The organism is Leucobacter massiliensis (assembly GCF_002982315.1).
Taxonomy (GTDB): Bacteria; Actinomycetota; Actinomycetes; order Actinomycetales; family Microbacteriaceae; genus Leucobacter; species Leucobacter massiliensis.
Genome location: NZ_MWZD01000014.1, coordinates 187,513 through 212,039, shown reverse-complemented (window position 1 = coordinate 212,039; position 24,527 = coordinate 187,513). Strand labels below are relative to the sequence as shown.

Sequence of the window (24,527 nt, the reverse complement as noted above, 5' to 3'; positions counted from 1 at the left end):
ATGTCTGCGAACGCCTCCACCCAGTCCTCCGCTGCCGACGGCAGCCCGTTCTCGACGGCCACCGGCAGCGAGGTGCGCGTGCGCTTCTGCCCCTCGCCGACCGGCACCCCGCACGTCGGCATGGTGCGCACCGCCCTCTTCAACTGGGCCTACGCGCGTCACACGGGCGGCACCTTCGTGTTCCGCATCGAGGACACGGACGCCGCCCGCGACAGCGAGGAGAGCTACTCCCAGATCCTCGATTCCCTGCGCTGGCTCGGCCTCGACTGGGACGAGGGCATCGACGTGGGCGGTCCGCACGGCCCGTACCGGCAGTCTCAGCGCGGCGAGATCTACCGCGATGTCATCGCCCGACTGCTGGAGGCCGGCTACCTCTACGAGAGCTTCTCGACGGCCGAGGAGATCGACGCGCGCAACGAGGCCGCCGGCCGCCCCAAGCAGCTCGGCTACGACAACTTCGACCGCGGTCTCAGTGACGAGCAGCGCGCCGCTTTCCGGGCGGAGGGCCGCGAGCCCGCGCTGCGCTTCCGCGTCCCCGACACCGACCTCTCCTTCACGGACCTGGTGCGCGGCGACATCTCCTTCCCGGCCGGCTCCACCATCGACTTCGTCGTGGTGCGTCCGAACGGGGCCCCGCTCTACACGCTCACCAACCCGGTCGACGACGCGCTGATGGGGATCACCCACGTGCTGCGCGGCGAGGACCTGCTGTCCTCCACGCCGCGTCAGATCGCCCTGCACCGGGCGCTCGTCGAGCTCGGCATCGAGGAGGCGATCCCGAACTTCGGTCACCTGCCCTATGTGATGGGAGAGGGCAACAAGAAGCTCTCGAAGCGCGATCCCGAATCGAACCTTCTCAATCATCGGGCCCGCGGTTTCATCCCCGAGGGACTCCTCAACTATCTCTCGCTGCTGGGCTGGTCCCTCGCACCCGACCGTGACGTCTTCACGCGTGAGGAGATGGTCGTGGCCTTCGACGTCGCGGACGTGAACCCGAACCCGGCCCGCTTCGACCAGAAGAAGGCCGACGCCATCAACGCGGATCACATCCGGCTCCTCTCCGAGGACGATTTCGAGCAGCGGATCCTGCCCTATCTCATCGCGGGCGGCGCCCTGCCGGTCGAGCCCTCCGCGGAGCAGCTCGCCACGGTGCGCGCCGCCGTGCCGCTCGTGCAGAGCCGGGTCACGGTGCTCTCCGAGGTGGTGGGCATGCTCGGCTTCCTCTTCACGAGCGCCGATGCGCTGGTGTACGAGGATGACGCGCTGCGCTCGCTGAAGGATGACGCGCCGCAGGTGCTCGCCGCCGGGATCGCGGCGCTGGAGGCGCTGCCCGCCGGGGAGTGGCGCACCGAGCAGATCCAGGCCGCGCTGCAGCAGGCACTGATCGACGAGCTCGGGCTCAAGCCGCGACTCGCCTTCGGGCCGCTGCGCGTCGCCGCCTCGGGCCGCCGGGTGTCGCCGCCGCTGTTCGAGTCCTTCGAGCTGCTGGGGCGCGAGGAGTCGCTGGCGCGCCTGCGGCGGCTCGCGGACCGTCTCGGCGGGGGCCCCGCCGCAGCATGAGGGGACAGGATCGCGCCCTCCCTGAGGCCCCCATCGGCGTCGCGGTGATCGGCGGCGGCCCGGCGGGGCTCTCGGCGGGACTGCAACTGGTGCGCGCGAACCGGCGCATCGCGATCCTCGACAGCAACCGGCCGCGGCACTCGGCGACCCTCCGCTCCCACGGCTTCCTCACCCGCGACGGGGCGCCCCCGCTGGAGCTGCGGCGGCTGGGTCGCGAGGAGTTCGAGTCGTATCCCTCCGCGATCTACGCACAGGCGGTCGTGCGGGAGGTCGTACCGCTCGCCCCGGAGGAGGCGCGGGCGGCGGGCTTCCCAGACGGCATCGGCTTCCGCGTGCGCGGGACGGGGATCCGGGGCTCCGCGGACGCGGAGTTCACCGCGCGGCGGGTGCTGATCGCCGCCGGTCTCACGGAGGAACTGCCCGCGCTCCCGATGATCCGCGCCTACTACGGCACCGCGCTGCACAGCTGCGTGGAGTGCGACGGATTCGAGAAGTCCGCTGCGCCGCTCGCCCTGATCGGCGAGACGAGCGACGTGTTCGCGCGGGCGCTGCTCATCAGCCGCTTCAGCTCCGATCTGATCGTGTTCACCAACGGCGCCGACACGGTGACCCCCGAGCAGGAGCGGCAGCTCGCCTCGATCGGGATCCGCGTCGAGCGCCGGCCGATCGACGACATCGTCGGCGACCGCGCCGAGATGACGGGGGTGCGGCTCGCCGACGGCGAGGTGATCCCGCGCGTCGGCGGTTTCGTGCGGCCGCGCTGGCACGCACCCGTCGAGTTCCTCGGCGAGCTCGGCATCGAGCGCGATGGCTGGGGGCTCGTCGTCGTCGACGAACGCGGGGAGACGTCGATCCGGGGCGTGTACGCGGTGGGCGACATCGTTCCGCCGGGCCCGCAGCAGCTCATCATCGCGGCGGGCGAGGGCGCCCGCGTTGCGGCGAAGCTCAACATGGACATGATCCGGGGCGCGCTCGGCGTCGGCGTGGTCGACGAGTGAAGCGGGTACAGTGGGCGGAATGAACACGACGGGTGAAGCGGTGGCGATGCGCGAGCGGGCGGACGACGAGCGGCGGTATCTGACTCCGGGTGCCCGTGCCGCGGCGGCAGGATCGCGTTACGCCGTCATCTCCGCGATCTTCGTCGGCGTTCTGCTCATCTCGAACGTGGTCGCCGTGAAGCCGATCGCGTTCGGCGCGATCCAGCTGGGCGGCTTCGCGCTCCCGCTCGTCTTCGACGGGGGCGTGTTCCTCTTTCCGCTGGCCTACATCCTGGGCGACGTCATCGCCGAGGTCTACGGCCTGCGCGCTTCTCGCCGCGCGATCTTCACGGCGTTCGCTTTGGCGCTGCTCGCCTCGCTGACGATCCTCGCGGTGCAGCTGTCGCCGCCCGCCGACGGCTGGGAGAATCAGGAGGCGTTCGCGGCGGTGCTCGGCTTCGTGCCCCGGATCGTCGCCGCCAGCCTGGCTGCGTTCCTGGTCGGGCAGTTGCTGAACGCCTGGGTGCTCGACCGGCTCCGCCGCCGCACCGAAGGGCGGTTCCTGCGGACCCGGCTGATCGTGTCCACGCTCGCCGGTCAGCTCGTGGACACGCTGCTCTTCTGCACGATCGCCTTCGCCGGCATCATTACCGGCATCGACTTCGTGATGTACGTCGTGCTCGGCTATGTGGTGAAGGTGCTCGCCGAGGTGGTGCTGCTACCGGTGACCACGCGGGTGATCCGGGTGATCCGCAGCGCGGAGGAGCGCGCTATCCGCGCGAACTCCTAGCTCGCCCGAGCCGCCCGAGCGTCTCCTCGCGCAGTTCCGCGAAGGTCCCGTCGATGATCGACTGCCGGATCCGGTCCACGAGGCGGACGATGAAGCGCTCGTTGTGGATCGTCGCGAGCGTGGAGGCCAGCATTTCCTTCGCCTTGAACAGGTGGTGGAGGTATGCGGCGGTGGTGTTCTCGCAGGTGTAGCAATCGCACTCGGGGTCGATCGCCTCGAATCGCCGGCGCTGGGTCGCGGCCTTGGCGTTGATCCGCCCGGTGCTGGAGTACAGGGTGCCGCCGCGTGCCTGGCGCGACGGTGCCACGCAGTCGAAGGTGTCGGCGCCCGCCGCGATGGCGACGAAAAGGTCGTCGGGTTCGGAGATGCCGAGCAGGTGCCGGGGTTTGTTCTCGGGGAGCTCGTCGTTCACCCAGCCCACGATGGTGCCGAGCTCGCTCTTCTCGAGGGCGCCGCCGATGCCGAATCCGTCGAAGCGTTGCTCGGGGGCGGCATCGCCGCTCATCTCCGCGAGCCCGCGCGCCGCTGTGCGCCGCAGGTCTTCGTACTGGGCTCCCTGAACCACCCCGAAGAGCGCCTGGTACGGGCGGTGCGCGCGCTCGGCGGTCTGGCGAGCGTGCTCGTCGAGGCAGCGCACGGCCCAGCGGGCGGTCCGGTCGACGGAGTCTTCCTGGTAGCTGCGCGTGTTGAGCAGGGTGGTGCACTCGTCGAAGGCGAAGATGATGTCGGCGCCGAGCTGGTGCTGGATCCGCATGGACACCTCGGGGGTGAAGCGGTGGCGGTCCCCGTTGAGGAAGGACTTGAAGGTGACGCCGTCCTCGTCGACGTGCGCGAGCCGCTCCTTGTTCTCGGCGATCACCTCGTCGCTGCGGTGCGCGTTCTCGGCCATGGAGATCACCTTCTTGAAGCCCACGCCGAGCGACATCACCTGGAATCCTCCCGAGTCTGTGAAGGTGGGGCCGTCCCAGTTCATGAAGCGCCCCAGGCCGCCCGCTTCGTCCACGATGTCGCTGCCGGGCTGCAGGAACAGGTGGTAGGCGTTCGCGAGCACCGCCTGACCGCCGAGCTCGCGCACCGCGGCCGGAAGCAGCGACTTCACGGTGGCCTTCGTCCCGACCGGGATGAACGCGGGTGTCTGGATCTCGCCGTGGGGCGTGCGGATGGTGCCGACGCGGCCGAGCGGGCGGCCGTCGCTGCCCTCGGCGCCTCCGCGGTCGAGGCGATGCTCGACGGTGAAGCCGAAATCTGCGGGGGAGGGGGTGGGCTGCTCGGATGCGGGACGCTCGTTCACCCGTCCATCTAAGCACTCCGCCCGTCCCGCTCCTGAGTCCGCGCAAGGGCTCCGGGGGCGCGGTTGCCGAGCGCCCGGGGCGGCGGGGGAGTGGGACACGCCCGGGATGCGGCGCCGCTTTGCGCCTCCGGCCCGGACCCGCGTAATGTAATCCCTTGTCAGCGCGACGGAGTGAGACGCGGAAGCGGCTCGAATCCGGAGCGTATCGGATCCCTCAGGATCACCCGGGACGGGACTTGATAAGTCTTGCCCGAGTGAGTAAAGTGGGAGTCTCGATCTCACCACTGAGATGCAGCCCCGAGGGGCTGAGATTCTCATGCTCATCCTCAAGGATGCGCGAGTTTGCGAAGAGCAAGCGGGAGTGGTAAGTTAGACAGGTTGCTGTTCGGAGCTTCCGGCTGTGAAGTCGGTGTGACGGGTGGTGTCTGGTCTTTGAGAACTCAATAGTGTGCACTTGATTGTCATATGCCAATTATTTATCCCCGGCGTCATCGTTGTGATGGTGTTGGAGATTCCTTTTTTGGATAACTGGATTGTCAGTTTTTGATGGTCTGTTGTCAGGTCAAACTCGCTGCTTGGTGCCTTATTCCGGTGCTGGGTATGCATTGTTTTTTACGGAGAGTTTGATCCTGGCTCAGGACGAACGCTGGCGGCGTGCTTAACACATGCAAGTCGAACGCTGAAGCTTGGTGCTTGCACTGGGTGGATGAGTGGCGAACGGGTGAGTAACACGTGAGTAACCTGCCCCGAACTCTGGGATAAGCGCTGGAAACGGCGTCTAATACTGGATATGTCCCATCACCGCATGGTGTGTGGGTGGAAAGATTTATCGGTTCGGGATGGACTCGCGGCCTATCAGCTTGATGGTGAGGTAATGGCTCACCATGGCGACGACGGGTAGCCGGCCTGAGAGGGTGACCGGCCACACTGGGACTGAGACACGGCCCAGACTCCTACGGGAGGCAGCAGTGGGGAATATTGCACAATGGGCGCAAGCCTGATGCAGCAACGCCGCGTGAGGGATGACGGCCTTCGGGTTGTAAACCTCTTTTGTCAGGGAAGAAGCGCAAGTGACGGTACCTGGAGAAAAAGCACCGGCTAACTACGTGCCAGCAGCCGCGGTAATACGTAGGGTGCAAGCGTTGTCCGGAATTATTGGGCGTAAAGAGCTCGTAGGCGGCTTGTCGCGTCTGCTGTGAAAACCCGAGGCTCAACCTCGGGCCTGCAGTGGGTACGGGCAGGCTAGAGTGCGGTAGGGGAGATTGGAATTCCTGGTGTAGCGGTGGAATGCGCAGATATCAGGAGGAACACCGATGGCGAAGGCAGATCTCTGGGCCGTAACTGACGCTGAGGAGCGAAAGCATGGGGAGCGAACAGGATTAGATACCCTGGTAGTCCATGCCGTAAACGTTGGGAACTAGATGTAGGGCCTGTTCCACGGGTTCTGTGTCGTAGCTAACGCATTAAGTTCCCCGCCTGGGGAGTACGGCCGCAAGGCTAAAACTCAAAGGAATTGACGGGGGCCCGCACAAGCGGCGGAGCATGCGGATTAATTCGATGCAACGCGAAGAACCTTACCAAGGCTTGACATATACGGGAACACTGCAGAGATGCAGGACTCTTTGGACACTCGTATACAGGTGGTGCATGGTTGTCGTCAGCTCGTGTCGTGAGATGTTCGGTTAAGTCCGGCAACGAGCGCAACCCTCGTCCTATGTTGCCAGCGGGTTATGCCGGGAACTCATGGGATACTGCCGTGGTCAACACGGAGGAAGGTGGGGATGACGTCAAATCATCATGCCCCTTATGTCTTGGGCTTCACGCATGCTACAATGGCCGGTACAAAGGGCTGCGATACCGTAAGGTGGAGCGAATCCCAAAAAGCCGGTCTCAGTTCGGATTGGGGTCTGCAACTCGACCCCATGAAGTCGGAGTCGCTAGTAATCGCAGATCAGCAACGCTGCGGTGAATACGTTCCCGGGCCTTGTACACACCGCCCGTCAAGTCATGAAAGTCGGTAACACCCGAAGCCGGTGGCCTAACCCTTGTGGAGGGAGCCGTCGAAGGTGGGACTGGTGATTAGGACTAAGTCGTAACAAGGTAGCCGTACCGGAAGGTGCGGCTGGATCACCTCCTTTCTAAGGAGCACTCGCACCCGTTTCGGGTGCGCAGAATGGTCGGGTCATCACCGAATGTGTGATGCCGGCCGCTCATGGGTGGAACATATGTCAACAGGGCAGGCTCTGTCTGTTCGTCTGTGTGAGTACACTGGCTCGTTTTCGGGTCGGGGGGAAAGCTGGGCGGGTGATGGGGGTTGTTCGTCGGGTGCACATTATTGGGTCCTGGGAGACCAGGCGTTCATGCTCTTCGGGGTGTGGGTGCTGGTTTTCTGACCTGCGGTCACGGAACGTGTTGTTCGTGATGGTGGGATCGACCGTACGTTGAGAACTACACAGTGGACGCGAGCATCTAAGCCGGCGTCATGATCTGGGCCTTCGGGTTTGGGTGGTGGGGCTGGTTTATTTACTTTATTTTCATTGGTTCGCATGCCCTTTTTGGGGGTGTGTGTTCTGATTAATGCTTATGTGATTTCAAGTTTCAAAGAGCAAACGGTGGATGCCTGGGCATCTGGAGCCGAAGAAGGACGTAGTAATCTGCGATAAGCCTCGGGGAGCCGATAAACGGGCTGTGATTCGAGGATTTCCGAATGGGGAAACCCCGCCAGGGCGCGTGCGTACCTGGTGACTCCCGCCTGAATATATAGGGCGGGTTGAGGGAACGTGGGGAAGTGAAACATCTCAGTACCCACAGGAAGAGAAAACAATAGTGATTCCGGTAGTAGTGGCGAGCGAACCCGGAAGAGGCTAAACCGGTGGTGTGTGATACCTGGCAGGGGTTGCATCATCGGGGTTGTGGGACATGCCTCAAGGCGCTGCTGAGTCTTGGACGTGAGAGTGAAGCTATAGGAGAACCGCTTGGAACGGCGGACCGGAGTGGGTGAGAGTCCCGTATCCGAAATGGTTTTACCGCGTGGTGTGTATCCCAAGTAGCACGGGGCCCGAGAAATCCCGTGTGAATCTGTCAGGACCACCTGATAAGCCTAAATACTCCCAGATGACCGATAGCGGACGAGTACCGTGAGGGAAAGGTGAAAAGTACCCCGGGAGGGGAGTGAAAGAGTACCTGAAACCGTTTGCTTACAATCCGTCGGAGCCAGCTTGTTCTGGTGACGGCGTGCCTTTTGAAGAATGAGCCTGCGAGTTAGCGATATGTGGCGAGGTTAACCCGTGTGGGGTAGCCGTAGCGAAAGCGAGTCTGAATAGGGCGGTTCAGTCGCATGTCCTAGACCCGAAGCGAAGTGATCTATCCATGGCCAGGTTGAAGCGCGTGTAAGAGCGCGTGGAGGACCGAACCCACTTAGGTTGAAAACTGAGGGGATGAGCTGTGGATAGGGGTGAAAGGCCAATCAAACTTCGTGATAGCTGGTTCTCTCCGAAATGCATTTAGGTGCAGCGTTGCGTGTTTCTTGCCGGAGGTAGAGCTACTGGATGGCCGATGGGCCCTACAAGGTTACTGACGTCAGCTAAACTCCGAATGCCGGTCAGTGAGAGCGCAGCAGTGAGACTGTGGGGGATAAGCTTCATAGTCGAGAGGGAAACAACCCAGATCGCCAACTAAGGTCCCTAAGCGTGTGCTAAGTGGAAAAGGATGTGGAGTTGCTGTGACAACCAGGAGGTTGGCTTAGAAGCAGCCACCCTTGAAAGAGTGCGTAATAGCTCACTGGTCAAGTGATTCCGCGCCGACAATGTAACGGGGCTCAAGCACACCACCGAAGTTGCGGCATTCATATAACAGGTAGGCCTTCGTGGTCCAGCCGTATGGATGGGTAGGAGAGCGTCGTGTGGCGAGTGAAGCGGCGGAGTGATCCAGTCGTGGATGCCACACGAGTGAGAATGCAGGCATGAGTAGCGAAAGACGGGTGAGAAACCCGTCCTCCGGAAGACCAAGGGTTCCAGGGTCAAGCTAATCTTCCCTGGGTAAGTCGGGACCTAAGGCGAGGCCGACAGGCGTAGTCGATGGACAACGGGTTGATATTCCCGTACCGGCGGTAAACCGTCAAAGACCTAACCAGTAGTGCTAAACAAACCAATGCCGGGTGGATCCTTCGGGTGATGCCTGGTTGCGGCTGTGAACCCGAACTGGGGTGGTGAGCGTGAGGTGTGACGCAGGAAGGTAGCCAGTGCCGGGCGATGGTTGTCCCGGTGTAAATGCGTAGCCCGTCCCGGATGAATAGTTCGGGGCTTCGGGTGAGACATGATGCGGACCCGTATGGGGAAGCTGGTGATCCTATGCTGCCGAGAAAAGCATCGACGTGAGGTTTGCTGTTGCCCGTACCCCAAACCGACTCAGGTGGTCAGGTAGAGAATACTCAGGAGATCGAGATAATCATGGTGAAGGAACTCGGCAAAATGCCCCCGTAACTTCGGGAGAAGGGGGGCCACCCGCTTATACCGCCTTGCGCGGGAAAGGGTGTGGTGGCCGCAGAGACCAGTGGGAAGCGACTGTTTACTAAAAACACAGGTCCGTGCCAACACGCAAGTGGATGTATACGGACTGACGCCTGCCCGGTGCTGGAAGGTTAAGAGGAGAGGTTAGAGCCTTCGGGTTCGAAGCTTTGAATTTAAGCCCCAGTAAACGGCGGTGGTAACTATAACCATCCTAAGGTAGCGAAATTCCTTGTCGGGTAAGTTCCGACCTGCACGAATGGCGTAACGACTTCCCAGCTGTCTCCACCGTGAACTCGGCGAAATTGCAGTACGAGTAAAGATGCTCGTTACGCGCAGAAGGACGGAAAGACCCCGTGACCTTTACTACAGCTTGGTATTGGTGTTCGGTGTGGCTTGTGTAGGATAGGTGGGAGACTGTGAAGCAGGGACGCTAGTTCTTGTGGAGTCGTTGTTGAAATACCACTCTGGTCATATTGGACATCTAACTACGGACCCTGATCGGGTTCTGGGACAGTGCCTGGTGGGTAGTTTAACTGGGGCGGTTGCCTCCCAAAAAGTAACGGAGGCGCCCAAAGGTTCCCTCAACCTGGTTGGCAATCAGGTGGCGAGTGTAAGTGCACAAGGGAGCTTGACTGTGAGACTGACAGGTCGAGCAGGGACGAAAGTCGGGACTAGTGATCCGGCAGTGGCTTGTGGAAGCGCTGTCGCTCAACGGATAAAAGGTACCTCGGGGATAACAGGCTGATCTTGCCCAAGAGTCCATATCGACGGCATGGTTTGGCACCTCGATGTCGGCTCGTCGCATCCTGGGGCTGGAGTTGGTCCCAAGGGTTGGGCTGTTCGCCCATTAAAGCGGTACGCGAGCTGGGTTTAGAACGTCGTGAGACAGTTCGGTCCCTATCCTCTGCGCGCGTTGGAGATTTGAGAGGATCTGACCCTAGTACGAGAGGACCGGGTTGGACGGACCTCTGGTGTGCCAGTTGTTCTGCCAAGGGCATGGCTGGTTGGCTACGTTCGGGATGGATAACCGCTGAAAGCATCTAAGCGGGAAGCCGGCCTCGAGATGAGATCTCCATGAACTTCGGTTCGTGAGGCTCCCAGTAGATGACTGGGTTGATAGGCCAGATGTGGAAGCGCCGCAAGGTGTGGAGCTGACTGGTACTAATAAGCCGATGACTTGACTTCAACCCGCCCCCAGTTTTGTGGGGTGGACATGAGCAGTAACGTAACGATGTATCGCGTCCACTTTGTGGTTCCCAACAGACGGTCCACACCCCGCACCCCCGCACAGGGGTGGGTGTGCACACATGTTGATAGAGTTACGGCGGCCATAGCGTCAGGGAAACGCCCGGTCACATTCCGAACCCGGAAGCTAAGACTGACAGCGCCGATGGTACTGCGAGGGGGACCTCGTGGGAGAGTAGGACACCGCCGGACACCTTTCCAGAGCCCCGGGGCTTCACCACTGCTGGTGAACGCCCTGGGGCTTTTTTCATGCGCTCCTCGATTCGCGAAAGCGGAATGCTACTCCGCGTGGCGCGCCCGGACCACCCCGCGCCGCCGGTTTTCAGTCTCTTTTCCGATAGACTGGCTCGCAGAGCACACGGCGACACACGGGGAAGCGGGCTGCCTATGGGAGTGATGATGAGCGTTCTGCTCGTCCTCGCTCTCAGTGCCCTTCTGATCCACCCCGTGATGCAGCGGTTCGGACGCCGCACCTTCATCGCGCTTGCCGCCCTCCTCGCAGTGGTGTTCCTCGTGTTCATCTGGCTGGCTCAGCCCGTCTTCTCCGGCACCGTCCTCACCGAGTCCGTACCCTGGATTCCTCAGCTCGGCATGACCCTCACGCTGCGTCTCGACGCAGTCTCCGCGATATTCGCGCTCCTCGTCACGGGGGCGGGATCGCTCGTGCTGCTCTACTGCGCCCAGTACTTCGAAGACGGTGAGGCCGGCCTTCCGCGCTTCGCGGCAGTATTCATGGGCTTCGCCACCTCGATGCTCGGCTTGGTGCTCGCCGATGACGTCTACCTCCTGTTCATCTTCTGGGAGGGGACGACCGTCTTCTCCTTCCTGCTCATCGGCCACGTCACGCGCCTCCGCACGGCGAACGCAGCGGCGCTGCAGGCGCTCATGGTGACGGTTCTCGGCGGACTCGCCATGCTCGTGGGGTTTGTCCTGCTGGCGCAGCTCGCCGGGACCTCCCGGCTGTCTGAGATCGTGGCGGAGGCGCCTCGCGGGCCGGTGGCCACCGTCGCCGTGTTCCTGGTCCTCGCCGGTGCGCTCTCGAAGTCCGCGATTTTCCCCTTCCACTTCTGGCTTCCCGGCGCGATGGCGGCCCCGACGCCGGTCAGCGCCTACCTGCACGCGGCGGCGATGGTGAAGGCCGGTGTGTACCTCGTCGCTCGCATCAGCCCGGGCTTCGGCGACGTCGCGGGCTACCGGGAGACGCTCGTGATCCTCGGTGCCATCACCATGATCAACGGCGGCGTGCGCGCCCTCAAGCAGTTCGACATCAAGCTCATCGTCGCTCACGGAACGGTGAGCCAGCTCGGCTTGCTCGTGATGGTGATCGGCGTCGCGGACCCGCGCGCCTCCTTCGCGGGGCTCGCGCTGCTCATCGCCCACGCGCTCGCGAAGGCGCCGCTCTTTCTCGCTGTCGGCATCATCGACCACTCGACCGGTACGCGCGACCTCCGCAAGCTGTGCGGTCTGGGGCGACGCATGCCGGTGCTCGCACTCATCACCACCTTCGCCGCGGCATCAATGGCCGGCCTGCCGCCGTTCTTCGGCTTCGTGGCGAAGGAATCCGCCTTCACGGAGCTGCTCGCAATCAGGGACGAGCGCCCGATCGCCGCCCTCGCCTTCGCGGTCGCGGTGGTCGGCAGCATGCTCACGGTGGCGTACATGGGCCGGTTCATCTGGGGCGCCTTCGCCGACAAGCCCGACACCGCAGCCTGCGCCGTCATCCACCGTCCGCGGTGGAGCATCTGCATCGCTCCGGCGGCGTTCGTGCTTGCGACGCTCCTCGGCGGGATCCTCGCGCGGTCCGTCGACCGGATCTTCCAGGCGACGGTGCCGGCGGCGGATCCCGAGCATCTCGCGCTCTGGCATGGGCTCTCCGCAGCGCTCGGCGCCTCGGTCGCCGTCATCGTCGTCGGCGCGATCCTCATCCCCATCGTGTCGCGCACGACGGTCGTGCTGCGTCCCATCCCCGAGCGCTTCTCCGCGTCGCACGCCTACTGGGTGCTCACGCACTGGCTCGACAGCCTCGCCGTCCGGGTCACCTCGCTCACTCAGCGCGGCTCTTTGCCCTTCTACCTCGCGGTGATCCTCCTCGTGACACTGGGCACGCTCGGCGGCACGCTCATCGTGGTCGCGGAGTGGCCGAGCCGGGTGGAGTGGGTCGCGACGCCCATCGAGGTCCCCATCGCGCTCATCATGATCGTGGCCGCTGTCTTCTCCCTGCGTGCCCGCACCCGCTTCCAGGCGGTCGTGCTGGTGGGCGTCACCGGCTTCGGCATGTCCGCCATCTTCGCCACGCACGGAGCGCCCGATCTCGCGCTCACGCAGGCGCTCGTCGAGACCGTCACGCTCATCGCCTTCGTGCTCGTCATCCGGCGCCTGCCCCAGCGCTTCGGCACCCGCCACCCCCTGCGGGTCCGCTGGATCAGGGCGATCATCGGCGTGGGCGTGGGGCTCGTCCTCGGCGCCTTCGCCGTGGTCGCCCTGGGCTCGCGGATCGCGGAGCCGATCTCGCTCGAGCTCCCCGGCCTCGCCTACGCGGGAGGTCACGGTGCCAACACGGTCAATGTGATGCTCGTGGACGTCCGCGGCTGGGACACGATGGGTGAGCTCTCCGTGATCCTCGCCGCGGCGACGGGCGTGGCGTCCCTGGTCTTCCTGCGCACCCGTGCGGATCTGCGGCCGAAGCTGAGCCGTCGCGAAGCGCGGACGCAGGCGCGGGAGCACCTGATGCGGATCGCCGATCCCGACCATCCGGCGAGCCGCCTCAGCTGGCTGCTCGCCGGGCGCCACCTGAACCCGGCTCGGCGCTCCATCCTGCTCGAGGTGGTCGTGCGGCTCATCTTCCACGCGCTCATCATCCTGTCGATCTATCTGCTGCTCACCGGCCACAACACCCCGGGCGGCGGATTCGCCGGCGGACTGGTGGCAGGCCTGGCTCTGGTGGCGCGCTACCTGGCTGGCGGCCGCTACGAGCTCGGTGCCACAGTTCCGCTCGACGCCGGCCGCATCCTCGGCGTCGGCCTCGCGCTCGCGGTGTCGATGGCGCTGCTTCCCATGGCATTCGGGCAGTCCGCACTCGCCTCCGCCTGGATTGACCTCGATCTCGGAGTCTTCGGCACCGTGCCGCTGGTCACCTCGACGCTCTTCGATGTGGGCGTCTACCTCGTCGTGTTCGGGCTCATCCTCGACGTGCTCCGCAGCCTGGGCGCCGAGATCGACGAGCACGAGGAGGCGGAGGTCGCATCCTTCGAAGAGGAGGAGGTGGGCGCCCGATGACGATGCCCCTGGTGCTCGTGGCCGCAATGGTCGTGCTCTACGCCTGCGGGGTCTACCTGCTGCTCGATCGCACGCTCACGCGCGTGCTGCTCGGCTTCCTGCTCGTGGGCAATGCGACGAACCTGCTCATCTTCCTGATGACGGGCTCCTTCGGGGTGGCGCCGCTCGTGGGCGAGGAGAGCGCGGAGGAAATGAGCGACCCGCTGCCGCAGGCGTTCATCCTCACGGCCATCGTCATCACCTTCGGCGTGAGCGCGTTCCTGCTGGCGTTGATCTACCGCTCCTGGCGGCTCGCCCGGGGCCTCGACGACACCGTGCAGGACGACGAGGCCGATCTCGAGATCGCCTCGACCGAGGCGCTCACGACCGTCGAGGTCACGGACGAGGACCTGGCCGAAGCGCCCGAGTTCTCCGACGAGGAGGCGGACGACGAGCACGGCGACAGAGACGGCGAGCCGGACGAGGGACGCGCGGACGGCGCAGCCGAGAACGAGCGCGTCGCGGCGAGTGGCGGGGATGACGGGGAGGAGAGACGATGACGGCGCTGGTGCCTCTCGTCGTGCTGATCCCGCTCGTCGGATCGGCGCTCGCGCTTGCCGTTCCCGGGTACCGCAAGCTCCAGCAGGGCATCACGCTCGTCGCCCTGGGAGCCGTGCTCGCGCTCAGCGGGGCCCTCATGTGGATCGTGGATCAGCAGGGCGTGCTCATCATGGAGGTGGGCGGCTGGGCGGCCCCGTTCGGGATCGCCCTTGTCGTCGACCGTGTCTCCGCGCTGATGCTGGCCGTCTCCTCCGTCGTGCTCCTGGGCGTCTTCGTGTTCTCCATCGGTCAGGGCCTCGCGGACGGGGACGAGGAGACGCCGGTGTCGATCTACTACCCGACCTATCTGGTGCTCGGGGCGGGGGTCTTCAACGCCTTCATCGCCGGGGATCTCTTCAACCTCTACGTCGGTTTCGAGATCCTCCTCGTGGCCAGCTACGTGCTCATCACCCTCGGAGGCACGGCGCAGCGGATCCGCGCCGGGGTCACCTACGTGATCGTCTCGCTCGTCTCCTCCGTGCTGTTCCTCGCGACCATCGGACTCATCTACGGCGCGACGGGGACCGTCAACATGGCGCAGCTCACCGTGCGCATCGCCGAGCTGCCGAGTGAGGTGCAGCTGCTCCTCAACTTGGCCCTGCTCATCGCCTTCGGGATCAAGGCCGCCGTCTTCCCGCTGTCGTTCTGGCTGCCGGACTCGTATCCGACGGCGCCGGCGCCGGTGACCGCGGTATTCGCCGGCCTCCTCACGAAGGTCGGCGTCTACGCCATCATCCGCAGCCAGACGCTGCTGTTCCCCGACTCGAGCGTCGACGGCCTCCTGCTCGTGGTCGCCGGGCTCACCCTGGTCGTGGGGATCCTCGGCGCGGTCTCGCAGCTCGACATCAAGCGGCTGCTGTCATTCACGCTCGTCAGCCACATCGGCTACATGATCTTCGGCATCGGCATGGCGAACGCGGCCGGTTTCGCGGCGACCATCTACTACATCGCCCACCACATCATCGTGCAGACCACCCTGTTCCTGGCGGTCGGCCTGCTCGAGCGGCAGGGAGGCACGACCTCGCTGCAGGGGCTCGGGGGCATGCTGCGCGCCTCGCCCGTCATCGCCGTGCTGTTCTTCATCCCCATGCTCAATCTCGGCGGGATACCGCCGTTCTCCGGCTTCATCGGCAAGGTGGGCCTCTTCACGGTCGCGGCTGAGCTGGCGACGCCCGGCGCCTACTGGCTGATCGGGGTCGGCGCGCTCGTCTCACTTCTGACCCTCTACGCGCTGGCACGCGCGTGGGTGCTCGCGTTCTGGCGTCCCCGCAAGCGGGCCGAGGTCACGGCCGATACCGGGGCCGTGCCGCAGCAGCGGGCGGAGCCGGGGCGGCTTCCGGCCCCCGCGCCGAAGCCGAGCGCCGAGGCGAAGGTGCTGCGCGAACGGGAGGAGGCGCTGTTCCTGCAGCTGCACGACGCGCCCGACGCCGCCCCCACCCAGGAGCAGAAGGAGATCCCGCGGCTCATGGTGGCCGCGACGGCGTCCATGGTCGCGGTGAGCGTCGCGCTCACCATCTTCGCCGGTCCGCTGTACGCCTACGCGGACCGGGCGGGCGAGGACATGGCGGCGCCGCAGGCCCTGGTCGAGCTCATCCTCGGCGACACGCCGGGTCAGCTCGGCAGCGGCAGCGGCGACACCGATCCGGCGGGGGAGGTGCTCCCGTGAGCCGGCCGCAGCTGACGCGCACCGCACGCCGGGCTGAGTGGGGCGTGCGCCTGCACGAGCTTCCGCTGCTGCTCGGGCTGGTGGTGCTCTGGATGATGCTCTGGAAAGAGGTCTCCCTCCTGTCCGTGCTCAGCGGCGTCACCGTGGCATTCGTGGTCATGCGGGTCTTTTACCTGCCGCCCGTGGAGCTCGCCGGGCGCTTCAACCCGTGGTACGCGCTGCGCTACCTCGGGTACTTCTTCTGGCACCTCGCCCGCGCCTCCTGGCAGGTGGCCTGGCTCGCGGTGCGGCCGGGCCTGCCCCCGCAGACGTCGATCATCGCGGTGAAGCTGCGCACGCGCTCCGACTTCATCATGACGATGGTCGCGCTCACCATGTCGCTGATCCCTGGATCGCTCGTCGCCGAGGTCGACCGCTTCGCCTCGATCCTGTATCTGCACGTGCTCAACACGCCCACTCAGCGCGAGATCTCCGCCGTGCGCCGCGAAGCGGGGAAGATCGAGCGGCTGCTCGTCCTCACACTCGGATCCAAGCAGGAGATCGGGGGCATCCGATGAGCCTGACCATGTCGCTGCTCGCCGTCGCCGCGGGGGTCGGGCTGACGGTGACGGCCCTGGCTGCGATCGTGAGGATCGTCCGCGGGCCGACGATCCTCGACCGGATGATCGCCTCCGACGTGCTCCTGACGACATTGATGCTCGCGGTGGGCACGGACATGGTGGTCAGAGGCCACACCGACACGATCCCGCTGATGACGGTGATCGCTGCGACCGCGACGCTCGCGACCATCGTTGTCGCGCGCTTCGTCAAGCGCCGTGCTGAGCAGCCGAGCGTGCCGGAGGCGGGAAAGGAGGCCGGCCATGTCTGAGGCGGTGACGCTCGGAGGCATCATGGACCTCGCGTCGATGGTCTGCGTCTTCCTCGCGGCGGTCCTGTCGGTGGCGGCAGGGGTGGGCCTGCTGCGCTTCCCCGACGCGCTGAGCCGGCTCCACGCGGCGACGAAGCCGCAGATCTTCGGCCTGCTGCTCGTGATCACCGCCGTCGCGCTCGATCAGCGCTCCGTCGCCACGCTGCTCGGCCTCGTGCCGGTCTTCGTGTTCCAGTCGCTGACGGCGCCGATCGCCGCGCACATGGTGGGCCGTGCCGCGTACCGCACCGGGCAGCTCGACACCGAGACGCTCATGGTCGACGAGCTGGGGCCGGCGATCGAGCGCGCGAACGAGGCGAAGCGATAACTCGGCAACCGGGGTGCACGCCGCCCGCTCAGCGCGCCCGCTGCGTCTCCGCGACGAGCTCGACGAGCTGAGCGGTGAGCGCGTCTCCGGGGAGGAGGCCGGTCGCCTCCGCGACGAAGTCCTCGGGGCTTCGCGTCGCGAGCAGGCGCCCCAGTTCGACGCTCTCGGCGTCCTCCGGCACATCGAAGCGCAGCAGGGCGGAAATCGCGTGCAGCAGTGCGGCGGGGGAGGTGCCGGCCGCGGCGAGACGCTCCGCTGGCTCGATGAAGCGCTCATGCCGCGAGAGCTTCCGCAGCGGCTGGCGCCCGACGCGCCGCACCGTGTCCGTCAGCTGCGGGTTCGCGAAGCGGGTGAGGATCCGCTGCAGATACGCCTCCTGGGCCTCTGCCTCGAAACCGTGCGCGCGCACGAGCATCTCCTTGGTCTCGCGCAGCGCGGCGAGCACGCCCGCGTGCACCTCGGGGTCGGCGAGCGCCTCCGACATGCCCTCGTGACCGGCGAGCCACCCCAGATATGCCGCGGTGGCGTGCCCGGTGTTCACGGTGAAGAGCTTGCGCTCGATATACGGTTCGAGCTGCGGCACCCAGGTGACGCCGGGGATGTCGGGCCGCTGCTCGCCGAAGGGGCGTTCGTCCACGACCCACTCGAAGTAGCTCTCCACCGTCACGTCGAGGCCCGCGTCCGTGGCCTGCGCCGGGACGATGCGGTCGACGGCGGTGTTGGCGAACTCCGCGCGGCCGGCGAGTTCCGCCGCCTCCGCCGGGGAGAGCAGCGCCCGGACCTCGGCGGCGAGCGTGTCGCTGGCCCCGATCGCGTTCTCGCACGCCATGATCTGCAGGCTCGGGGAGTCCGCGGCTCGCAGGCGCAGCCCCTCGACGATGAGCGGGGCGATGAAGCGGAGCACCGTGGGGCCCACGGCCGTGGTGACCACCCGTGCGTCCGCGATCGCCTCCGCGACGGAGCGGGGGTCCGCGGCGCTGTTGAGGGCGCGGAAGCCGGTGACCTCGTGCGTGCGCGGGTGCTCGCCGACCTCATGCACACGGTAGGAGGGCGTCGCGCGCAGCGCGTCGATCAGCCCGGCGTTCACATCGGCGAAGACCAGCTCGTAGCCGGCCCGGTCGAGCAGCAGGCCCACGAAGCCCCGGCCGATGTTGCCGGCGCCGAAGTGGACGGCGACGGGCGCGCTCACGGCTCGACCGCTCTCGAGAGCTCGGCGTGCAGCGCCGCGGCGTCCGGCAGCGCGAGCAGGCGCTCCACGGCGTCGCCGTCGGAGAAGATCATCGCGATCTTCGAGAGGATCTCGAGGTGCTCGTCGCCGCGTCCCGCGATGCCGACGACGAAGCGCACCTCGTTTCCGCCCCAGTCGATCGGCCGGTCGTAGCGGACGAAGCTCAGCGCCGAGGCCAGGATGTCCCCCTTCGCCTCGTTCGTGCCGTGGGGGATCGCGAGGAGGTTCCCCATGTACGTCGACACCGAGGCCTCGCGTTCGAGCATCGACTCGACGTAGGCCGCGGTGACCGCGCCGGCCTCACGCAGGAGGCCGCCGGCCTCGCGGATCGCGGCGTCGCGGTCGCTCGCCGTTCCCGGGGCGAGCACGCTGCGCTTCTGGAGGATCTCGTTCATCGTGGTCCTTTCGTCGGGTGGTGGGTCGAGGTGCCTGCCAGGGAACCGCTCGCCGCGTCCGTGGCGGGTGAGACGGGCGAGAGCGACGACTCCGGTGGCGGGGCGTAGCCGGCGATGCCCGTCACCCCGCCTCGGCCCGCGACTGCCGTACCCGCTCGACGACCTCCTCGTAGCGCGGGCTGGACATGAAATTGTCGACGGAGACGTGTTCAGCCTCCGGAATCTGCGCGCGGGCACGGTCGGTGAGGTCCGCGTGCGTGATGACGATGTCCGCGGCGCCCGGCCCCAGCTTCGAGATCGCGCTGTTGCTGACCGTGACGCCCTCGACGCCAGCCGACTTCAGCTTCGCGCGCAGGACCGTCGCGCCCATCGCGCTCGAACCCATGCCCGCGTCGCAGGCGAAGATGATCGAGCCGACGGGACCGGGGGAGGGGGCGTCGCCGCTCGGGACGGGCGCTGCGCCGGCCCGGCCCGCAGCGGCTGCGGGGGCCTGGGCGTCGGCCGGGCTCCCGCCGGCCGACGAGCCGGCGAGCCCCGCGAGCACCGTGCTCGACTTGCCCTTGTTCGCTTCGGTGCGCGCGATGGCGTCGCTCAGATCCCCGGCATTCTCGGTCTCGAGATCGCGCCGCCGCGAGGCCCGCAGGATCACGGCCGCGATCGCGAACGACACCGCTGCCGAGAGGACGACCGACAGGATCACGCCGAGATAGGAGTCGGAAGCGGTCTGGGCGAGGACGGCGATGATGCTGCCCGGCGAGGCGGGCGCGCGCAGGCCCGCGTCGAAGACCATGTTCGTCGCGACGCCCGTCGCACCGCCCGCGATCGCGGCGATCAGCAGCAGGGGCTTCATGAGCACGTAGGGGAAGTAGACCTCGTGGATGCCGCCGAAGAACTGGATGATCGCCGCGCCCGGAGCGGAGGCCTTCGCCATCCCGACCCCGAAGAAGGTGAAGGCGAGCAGGATCCCGAGCCCGGGACCGGGGTTGGCCTCGAGCAGGAACAGGATGGACTTCCCGGTCTCGGCCGCCTCGGCGGTGCCGAGCGGAGTGAGCACTCCGTGATTGATCGCGTTGTTGAGGAAGAACACCTTCGCGGGTTCGATCAAGATGCTGGTGAGCGGCAGCAGGTTCGTCTCGACCAGCCAGTTCACGGCGTTCCCGAGCACCGTCATGATGCCGTTCACCAGCCAGGCGACCGGGTAGAAGCCCACGATCGCCATGATGAATCCCCAGATCCCCGCTGAGAACATGTTGACGAGCATCTCGAAGCCCGCGCGCACGTGCTCGGCCCAGAGCGCATCGAGGCGCTTCATCGTCCAGGCGGCGAGCGGTCCGAGGATCATGGCGCCGATGAACATGTGTATCGGGTTCAACGGTTCGGCGCCCGGGGGCAGCGTCTCATTGAACTCGGCGATGAGGTGATCGGAGCCGGCGATCGCGCCCATCGTCGCGACGACGCCCACGACCCCGCCACGGGTGTCATAGACCATGCGTCCCGCGGTGTTGGCGATGAGCAGCGGCAGCAGATAGTGGATCATCGGCTCGACGATCGTCGCGAGCGGCGCGTTCGGCGTCCAGCCGACGGGGATGAAGAACGCCGTGAAGATGCCCCACGCGATGAGCGCCGGGATATTCGGCATGATCATGCCTGAGAGGAAGGTGCCGAAGCGCTGCACGGCAACCCGCGCCCCGCCCCGCTCAGACGTCGTCGTTGTCGTCATGCTCGTCATCCTTCCTGTCCGCGGAGGAACGGGACCGGGGCCCCGATGCCGCCTGCATGCACCCTCATTCTCCTGCGTGGCGCCGCTCGGCGCTACCGCTTGCACGATGCGGGTGCGTGGTGCACCGCATGCAGGGGACGAGCTCTCCGCGCGCGGGGGAGCCGGCCGGCTCAGCCCTCCGGCCGGAACCGCTCCCAGGCCTCGGGGAACTGCTCATTGACGTGCTCGAAGAACGCCATGCTCGTGTTGATGACGCAGAGCAGATGCTGCATGAGCTGCTCGTCGGTGAGGCCGTGCTCGTAATCGACGTTGTGCTCCGTGTTGATGCGGACCATCCCCTCGTCGTCGCGCCCCACGTAGGTCTTCGGCCACAGCTTGTCCGCATTCCAGATGTTGCACACCTCGAGAGCCCGCGCGTAGTCGTCGCCGTCGAGCCGACCGCGCCAGAAGCCGCGCACGCACAGCAGCTCGTCCATCTTCCCGTTGACGAAGAAGTAGAAGGAGCCGTACTCCCAGCCGCCGCCGACATCGCCGTCCGAATCGACCGTGTACGACCAGCCGGCGCGCTCCAGAGCGGCCTTGATCCGGTCCTTCGACAGCGGCGCGAGCGCCTCCAGCCCGCCGGACTCCGGCCGCTCGCTCTTCCCGAACAATCCCATCCCGGTTCCTTTCCTCACGTCCCCTCAGCGTATCCGGCGCCCGAGCGAGACCGCGAGGAGGGCGGGCTGCGCCGGCCGCCGAACACGGGTGCGGCCCCGGGGACGGATCCCCGGGGCCGCACCGCAGCTCGCACACTCCCCCTCAGGCGTCAACGAGATAGCGGCTGTAGGCGGGCACGGTGAGGAACGTCGGGAAGTCGTCCCCCAGGGCGACGTCGGCGAAGAGGGCCGCGGCGTCGTTATAGCGGTCGCCGTCGAAGCGATCCAGTCCGGCCACCGTCTCCTCGACGATCTCGCGCACCCAGTCGCGGGTGATCCGCGTCCCCTCGGCCGTCGACTGGTCCTGATAGATCCACTGCCAGATCTGGGAACGGCTGATCTCGGCCGTGGCGGCGTCCTCCATGAGATTGTCGATCGCCACCGCCCCGAGACCGCGCAGCCAGGCCTCGATGTAGCGGATCGCCACCGACACATTGTCGCGCACGCCGCTCTCGGTGATGTCGCGTCCGATGCGCACATCGAGGAGCTGCGCAGCGGTGACCTCCACGTCGTCGCGCTGCCGATCCACCTGGTTCGGGCGCTCGCCGAGCACCGCATCGAACTCGGCCTGCGCGACCGGAATGAGATCCGGATGGGCCACCCAGGTGCCGTCGAAGCCGTCGTTCGCCTCGCGGTGCTTGTCGGCGCGCACCTTCTCCTCGGCGCGAGCCGTCACCTCCGGGTCGCGGCGGTTCGGGATGAACGCGCTCATGCCGCCGATGGCGTGCGCGCCGCGCTTGTGGCAGCTCTGCACGAGCAGCTCGGTGTAGGCGCGCATGAACGGGACCGTCATCGTGACCTCGCTGCGGTCGGGGAGCACGAAGCGCGCGCCCCGGCCGCGGTAGTTCTTGATGATGGAGAAGATGTAGTCCCAGCGCCCGGCGTTCAGGCCGGCGATGTGATCCCGCATCACGTACAGGATCTCCTCCATCTCGAAGGCCGCCGGCAGCGTCTCGATGAGCACCGTAGCGCGGATCGTGCCGTGATCGAGGCCCAGCGCCTGCTCGGTGAAGGTGAAGATGTCGTCCCACAGCTTCGCCTCCTCGCTCGACTCGAGCTTGGCGATGTAGAAGTACGGGCCGCGGCCCCGGGCGACGAGCTCGCGGGCATTGTGGAAGGCGTACAGGCCGAAGTCGACGAGGCTGCCCGAGGCGGCGCCCGACTGCCCCTGCGCGTCGACGTACCGCATGTGCTTCTCGACGAGATGCCAGCCGCGAGGTCGCATCACGATCGTCGGCGTGCGCTCCGCAGTGACACGGTACTCCTTGCCCTCGGGGCTCGTGAAGCTCAGCCGATCGCGGATCGCGTCGAACAGCGAGAGCTGGCCGCCGATCACATTGCGCCAGGTGGGGCTGGTCGCGTCCTCCTGGTCGGCCAGCCACACCCGCGCACCCGAGTTGAGCGCGTTGATGGTCATCTTCGGGTCCGTCGGCCCGGTGATCTCCACGCGTCGATCCTCCAGCCCGGGCCCCGCCCCGGCGACTCGCCAGCTCGGATCCTCCCGGATCGCGCGGGTGTCGTCGCGGAACTTCGGATCCCGACCGTTGCCGATCTCGTAGCGACGGCGCTGCCGATCCGCGAGCCGCTCGTGGCGCGTGCTCGCGAAGCGCTCATGCAGCTCGGTGAGGAACTGCAGCGCCTCGGGAGTGAGGATCTCCTCGCTGCGCTCGAAGGGGCGGCCGAGCACCTCGATGCGGGGGCCGGTGGGACGGGCGGTGGTGGAGGGGGCGGTCTGCTGCTGCGGGGCCGCCTGCGTGGTGGTCATGATCTGGTCCTTTGCGTGAGTGGTGCGGTTTCGGGGCGGTGCAGCGGGTCAGTGGAACTGACCCGCTGCGCGGGTGCCCGCTGTGTCCATGGTCGGGTCAGTGGAACTGACCCGCTGCGCGGGTGCCCGCTGTGTCCATGGTCGGGTCAGTGGAACTGACCCTCCTCGGTCGAGCCGACGAGCGCGAGCGTGGAGGCGTCGGGGTTCAGCGCCGTCGAGATCGCGTCGAAGTAGCCGGTCCCGACCTCGCGCTGGTGCTTGGTGGCCGTGTAGCCGCGGGCCTCGTCCGCGAACTCGCGCTCCTGCAGCTCCACGTAGGCCGACATGCCGTTCCGGGCGTAGCCGTGCGCCAGGTCGAACATCGAGGAGTTGAGGGCGTGGAAGCCGGCGAGCGTGATGAACTGGAAGCTGAAGCCCATCGCGCCGAGCTCCCGCTGGAACTTCGCGATCGTCGCGTCGTCGAGGTGCTTCTTCCAGTTGAAGGAGGGCGAGCAGTTGTAGGCGAGCATCTGGTCGGGGAACTCGGCCTTGACCCCCTCGGCGAACTTGCGCGCGAGCTCCAGGTCGGGGGTGCCGGTCTCCATCCAGATGAGGTCGGAGTAGGGGGCGTACGCCTTCGCTCGGGCGATGCACGGCGCGAGGCCGTTCGTCACCTTGTAGAAGCCCTCGGCGGTCCGCTCGCCCGTGATGAACGGCCGGTCGCGCTCGTCGACATCGGAGGTGATGAGGGTCGCCGCCTCGGCGTCGGTGCGGGCGATGATGACGCTCGGCACGCCGGCCACGTCGGCGGCGAGCCGGGCCGCGTTCAGGGTGCGCACGTGCTGCTGGGTGGGGATCAGGACCTTGCCGCCGAGGTGGCCGCACTTCTTCTCGCTCGCGAGCTGATCCTCCCAGTGGACGCCCGAGGCCCCCGCCGCGATCATCGACTTCATCAGCTCGTAGGCGTTCAGCGGTCCGCCGAAGCCGGCCTCGGCGTCGGCGACGATCGGCACCAGCCAGTCCTCGACGGTCTGGATGCCCTCCGCGTGCTCGATCTGGTCGGCGCGCAGCAGTGCGTTGTTGATGCGGCGCACCACCTGCGGCACGGAATTGGCGGGGTACAGCGACTGGTCGGGGTAGGTGTGACCCGAGAGGTTGGCGTCGGCGGCGACCTGCCAGCCGGAGAGGTAGATCGCTCGGAGCCCGGCCTTCACCTGCTGCACGGCCTGATTACCGGTGAGCGCGCCGAGCGCGTTCGTGTAGCCGCCGTTCGGGGCCTCGGAGGTGAGCTGGGCCCACAGCTTCTCGGCGCCGCGGCGGGCGAGGGTGTGTTCCTCCTGCACGCGGCCACGCAGGCGGACGACGTCCTCGGCGCTGTAGTCACGGGTGATGCCCTCCCAGCGGGGGTCGTTCTCCCAGTCCCACGCGAGCTGCTCGGCGGGGCTCTGATCCGGCGTCTGCTGCGTTGCGTCGTTCGTCACGATGACTCCTGTGTCTCGGTGCCCGGAGCGGGCGGTTTTTGCGGGTAGTTCCATCCTGGGGGCGGGTCAACCGGCCAAGTGGGCAGATCCCGCGGTGAAGAAATTGAATTTTTCCGCTTGCCGGAAGAACTCTG

Annotated in this window: 16 protein-coding genes and 3 rRNA genes; 12 read left to right on the top strand and 7 right to left on the bottom strand. The window is 66.4% G+C overall.

The window, feature by feature from the left end; all coding sequences use genetic code 11:
* From gltX to B4915_RS05170, 3 genes are read left to right on the top strand one after another with little or no spacing between them, the layout of a single operon-like run.
* Positions 1 to 1,560, top strand: a complete 1,560-nt coding sequence (gene gltX, locus B4915_RS05180; RefSeq protein ID WP_105804763.1) for a glutamate--tRNA ligase — start codon at positions 1 to 3, stop codon at positions 1,558 to 1,560.
* Complete coding sequence (locus tag B4915_RS05175; protein WP_105804762.1) at positions 1,557 to 2,558, top strand: NAD(P)/FAD-dependent oxidoreductase; 1,002 nt, start codon at positions 1,557 to 1,559, stop codon at positions 2,556 to 2,558. Before gltX ends, B4915_RS05175 begins: the two co-directional genes overlap by 4 nt.
* A gap of 19 nt (positions 2,559 to 2,577) precedes the next feature.
* Positions 2,578 to 3,327: a queuosine precursor transporter gene (locus B4915_RS05170; protein WP_245907345.1), complete on the top strand. Its 750-nt coding sequence runs from the start codon at positions 2,578 to 2,580 to the stop codon at positions 3,325 to 3,327.
* Here B4915_RS05170 and tgt read toward each other — a convergent pair.
* Positions 3,308 to 4,618 carry a tRNA guanosine(34) transglycosylase Tgt gene (gene tgt / locus B4915_RS05165; protein WP_105804761.1) on the bottom strand — a complete coding sequence of 437 codons (1,311 nt, stop codon included), beginning with the start codon at positions 4,616 to 4,618 and terminating at the stop codon, positions 3,308 to 3,310. The genes B4915_RS05170 and tgt overlap by 20 nt on opposite strands.
* A 611-nt stretch (positions 4,619 to 5,229) precedes the next feature.
* On the opposite strand from tgt, the gene B4915_RS05160 reads away from it, so the two are divergent.
* The 9 genes from B4915_RS05160 to mnhG all read left to right on the top strand — a co-directional run bounded on the left by B4915_RS05160 (position 5,230) and on the right by mnhG (position 17,127).
* Positions 5,230 to 6,756, top strand: a 16S ribosomal RNA gene (locus B4915_RS05160).
* A gap of 451 nt (positions 6,757 to 7,207) precedes the next feature.
* A 23S ribosomal RNA gene (locus B4915_RS05155) occupies positions 7,208 to 10,311 on the top strand.
* Between the two features lie 135 nt (positions 10,312 to 10,446).
* Positions 10,447 to 10,563, top strand: a 5S ribosomal RNA gene (rrf, locus tag B4915_RS05150).
* Together the 16S, 23S and 5S rRNA genes form the textbook arrangement of a ribosomal RNA operon.
* A gap of 204 nt (positions 10,564 to 10,767) precedes the next feature.
* Positions 10,768 to 13,647 (top strand): Na+/H+ antiporter subunit A, encoded by a 2,880-nt coding sequence (locus B4915_RS05145; protein WP_245907352.1) that lies wholly within the window; start codon positions 10,768 to 10,770, stop codon positions 13,645 to 13,647.
* Complete coding sequence (locus B4915_RS05140; RefSeq protein WP_105804759.1) at positions 13,644 to 14,186, top strand: Na(+)/H(+) antiporter subunit C; 543 nt, start codon at positions 13,644 to 13,646, stop codon at positions 14,184 to 14,186. Before B4915_RS05145 ends, B4915_RS05140 begins: the two co-directional genes overlap by 4 nt.
* Positions 14,183 to 15,892 (top strand): Na+/H+ antiporter subunit D, encoded by a 1,710-nt coding sequence (locus tag B4915_RS05135; RefSeq protein WP_105804758.1) that lies wholly within the window; start codon positions 14,183 to 14,185, stop codon positions 15,890 to 15,892. Before B4915_RS05140 ends, B4915_RS05135 begins: the two co-directional genes overlap by 4 nt.
* Positions 15,889 to 16,449 carry a Na+/H+ antiporter subunit E gene (locus B4915_RS05130; RefSeq protein ID WP_105804757.1) on the top strand — a complete coding sequence of 187 codons (561 nt, stop codon included), beginning with the start codon at positions 15,889 to 15,891 and terminating at the stop codon, positions 16,447 to 16,449. The genes B4915_RS05135 and B4915_RS05130 overlap by 4 nt, the downstream gene beginning before the upstream one ends.
* 8 nt (positions 16,450 to 16,457) lie before the next feature.
* On the top strand, positions 16,458 to 16,760 hold the full coding sequence (locus B4915_RS05125; protein WP_245907344.1) for an MrpF/PhaF family protein: 303 nt from the start codon (positions 16,458 to 16,460) through the stop codon (positions 16,758 to 16,760).
* Positions 16,753 to 17,127 carry a monovalent cation/H(+) antiporter subunit G gene (gene mnhG, locus B4915_RS05120; RefSeq protein WP_105804755.1) on the top strand — a complete coding sequence of 125 codons (375 nt, stop codon included), beginning with the start codon at positions 16,753 to 16,755 and terminating at the stop codon, positions 17,125 to 17,127. The genes B4915_RS05125 and mnhG overlap by 8 nt, the downstream gene beginning before the upstream one ends.
* A 28-nt stretch (positions 17,128 to 17,155) precedes the next feature.
* On the opposite strand, the gene B4915_RS05115 is transcribed toward mnhG, so the two are convergent.
* The 6 genes from B4915_RS05115 to aceA all read right to left on the bottom strand — a co-directional run bounded on the left by B4915_RS05115 (position 17,156) and on the right by aceA (position 24,393).
* A complete protein-coding gene (locus B4915_RS05115) occupies positions 17,156 to 18,316 on the bottom strand; it encodes a mannitol-1-phosphate 5-dehydrogenase (RefSeq protein WP_105804754.1) in 1,161 nt (386 codons plus the stop codon).
* Entirely contained in the window at positions 18,313 to 18,750 is a 438-nt protein-coding gene (locus B4915_RS05110; RefSeq protein ID WP_105804753.1) for a PTS mannitol transporter subunit IIA, read from the bottom strand. The genes B4915_RS05115 and B4915_RS05110 overlap by 4 nt, the downstream gene beginning before the upstream one ends.
* 121 nt (positions 18,751 to 18,871) lie before the next feature.
* The gene (locus B4915_RS05105) at positions 18,872 to 20,470 is read right to left on the bottom strand and encodes a PTS mannitol transporter subunit IIBC (RefSeq protein WP_105804752.1); all 1,599 of its coding nucleotides are present in this window, start codon (positions 20,468 to 20,470) and stop codon (positions 18,872 to 18,874) included.
* A gap of 170 nt (positions 20,471 to 20,640) precedes the next feature.
* Positions 20,641 to 21,129, bottom strand: a complete 489-nt coding sequence (locus tag B4915_RS05100) for a type III secretion system chaperone family protein (RefSeq protein WP_105804751.1) — start codon at positions 21,127 to 21,129, stop codon at positions 20,641 to 20,643.
* Between the two features lie 142 nt (positions 21,130 to 21,271).
* The gene (gene aceB, locus B4915_RS05095; protein WP_105804750.1) at positions 21,272 to 22,933 is read right to left on the bottom strand and encodes a malate synthase A; all 1,662 of its coding nucleotides are present in this window, start codon (positions 22,931 to 22,933) and stop codon (positions 21,272 to 21,274) included.
* 146 nt (positions 22,934 to 23,079) lie between these two features.
* Positions 23,080 to 24,393, bottom strand: a complete 1,314-nt coding sequence (gene aceA, locus B4915_RS05090) for an isocitrate lyase (protein ID WP_105804749.1) — start codon at positions 24,391 to 24,393, stop codon at positions 23,080 to 23,082.
* Positions 24,394 to 24,527: the final 134 nt, after the last annotated feature.

Coding starts and splice junctions, on each gene's coding strand:
- gltX (WP_105804763.1), top strand. CDS start 1: ATGTCTGCGAACGCCTCCACCCAGTCCTCCGCTGCCGACGGCAGCCCG.
- B4915_RS05175 (WP_105804762.1), top strand. CDS start 1,557: ATGAGGGGACAGGATCGCGCCCTCCCTGAGGCCCCCATCGGCGTCGCG.
- B4915_RS05170 (WP_245907345.1), top strand. CDS start 2,578: ATGAACACGACGGGTGAAGCGGTGGCGATGCGCGAGCGGGCGGACGAC.
- B4915_RS05145 (WP_245907352.1), top strand. CDS start 10,768: ATGATGAGCGTTCTGCTCGTCCTCGCTCTCAGTGCCCTTCTGATCCAC.
- B4915_RS05140 (WP_105804759.1), top strand. CDS start 13,644: ATGACGATGCCCCTGGTGCTCGTGGCCGCAATGGTCGTGCTCTACGCC.
- B4915_RS05135 (WP_105804758.1), top strand. CDS start 14,183: ATGACGGCGCTGGTGCCTCTCGTCGTGCTGATCCCGCTCGTCGGATCG.
- B4915_RS05125 (WP_245907344.1), top strand. CDS start 16,458: ATGTCGCTGCTCGCCGTCGCCGCGGGGGTCGGGCTGACGGTGACGGCC.
- mnhG (WP_105804755.1), top strand. CDS start 16,753: ATGTCTGAGGCGGTGACGCTCGGAGGCATCATGGACCTCGCGTCGATG.
- B4915_RS05110 (WP_105804753.1), bottom strand. CDS start 18,750: ATGAACGAGATCCTCCAGAAGCGCAGCGTGCTCGCCCCGGGAACGGCG.
- B4915_RS05105 (WP_105804752.1), bottom strand. CDS start 20,470: ATGACGACAACGACGACGTCTGAGCGGGGCGGGGCGCGGGTTGCCGTG.
- B4915_RS05100 (WP_105804751.1), bottom strand. CDS start 21,129: ATGGGATTGTTCGGGAAGAGCGAGCGGCCGGAGTCCGGCGGGCTGGAG.
- aceB (WP_105804750.1), bottom strand. CDS start 22,933: ATGACCACCACGCAGGCGGCCCCGCAGCAGCAGACCGCCCCCTCCACC.